Origin of the sequence: Collinsella sp. LCP19S3_C9 (assembly GCF_052121575.1) — a bacterium.
Lineage (GTDB): Bacteria > Actinomycetota > Coriobacteriia > Coriobacteriales > Coriobacteriaceae > Collinsella.
The window spans coordinates 1-1,116 of sequence record NZ_JBQKDZ010000037.1 but is presented as its reverse complement, the minus strand read 5'-3'; the positions used below and the strand labels follow the sequence as shown (position 1 = coordinate 1,116).

Annotated in this window: 1 protein-coding gene and 1 pseudogene; both read left to right on the top strand. The window is 69.6% G+C overall.

The genetic code is table 11. The features are described 5' to 3' along the window. Window positions 1-242 (top strand): annotated as a pseudogene (locus ACTQXI_RS08875) (IS21 family transposase); the annotation flags it as partial. Further along, on the top strand, window positions 242-1,015 hold the full coding sequence (gene istB / locus ACTQXI_RS08870; protein ID WP_427719878.1) for an IS21-like element helper ATPase IstB: 774 nt from the start codon (window positions 242-244) through the stop codon (window positions 1,013-1,015). The pseudogene ACTQXI_RS08875 and the gene istB, both read left to right, overlap by 1 nt. The last annotated feature ends 101 nt before the right edge of the window (window positions 1,016-1,116 follow it).

Sequence of the window (1,116 nt, the reverse complement as noted above, 5' to 3'; positions counted from 1 at the left end):
CCAGGCGCTGCATCGGCCGGCGCGTGAGCGTCGTGGCGATGCCCGGCGGCCAGGTCGTGGTGAGGATGGCCGGCGAGGAGGTCGCCGTCCACGACGCCGCGTCCGGGCCGTCGAGGCCCATCAACTACGACCCCGACCACTACGGGCAGGCCCTCGAGGGGAAGCGGGGCCTGGCCGACGCGGACATCGCCGAGGCCGCGCGCGCCAACCTCGCGCTGCTCGACTCGCTCGGAGGGGCGTGATGGGCGCCGTCGCGGAGGGCAGCCCCTCGATCAGGGCGCAGGCGAACCTCTCCGCGCTCGGGCTGCACGAGATGGCGGCGTCCCTGCCCGACTACGTGAGGATGGTCGCCGCGGGCGAGCGGGGCTTCGCCTCCGCCCTCGAGGAGATGACGCGCGTCGAGGTCGCCGCCCGGGAGGTCAGGATCACCAGCCAGCGCATACGGTCGTCGGGGTTCCCCTACGTCAAGGGGCTGGCGGACTTCGACTGGGACTTCCAGCCGTCGGTCCCGCGCGCCGAGATCGAGGAGCTCGCGACCCTGAGGTTCGTCGAGCGGGCCGAGAACGTCCTGTTCGTGGGGAGCCCCGGCGTGGGCAAGACGCACCTCGCCGTCGCGCTGGGCATCGAGGCGGTCAGGGCGGGGCGCGAGGTCAGGTTCGTGGACTGCGCCCGGCTCGTCGAGGACCTGGAGGACGCCTCGTCGCGCGGCATCCTCAAGAAGAGGCTCAGGTACTACGCCCACTCGAGGCTGCTGATCATCGACGAGCTCGGCTACCTCGACGTCGGCAGCGCGGGCGCGGACCTGCTGTTCCAGCTGATATCGACGCGCTACGAGCAGCGCTCGACGATCATCACCACCAACGTGGGGATCAGCGGCTGGGGCAGGGTGTTCGGGGACGACGTGGCGGCGAGCGCGATCGCGGACAGGGTGTGCCACCACTGCCACCTGGTCAAGATAACCGGCAGGTCCTACAGGCTGAAGGACCTGCCGAGGGACGGCCCCGTCGAGCCGTGACCGGAATCGGTGAAAATACGTTAGCGCAACCGGTGAAACCGCCTTTGCGCGAACGGCGCGCCTGTTTAGCGAAACTGGTGAAAAATAGATTGACGCTAACA

What these genes read in the sequence shown, in the direction of transcription:
- istB (WP_427719878.1), top strand. Translation starts at nt 242, where the DNA reads ATGGGCGCCGTCGCGGAGGGCAGCCCCTCGATCAGGGCGCAGGCGAAC.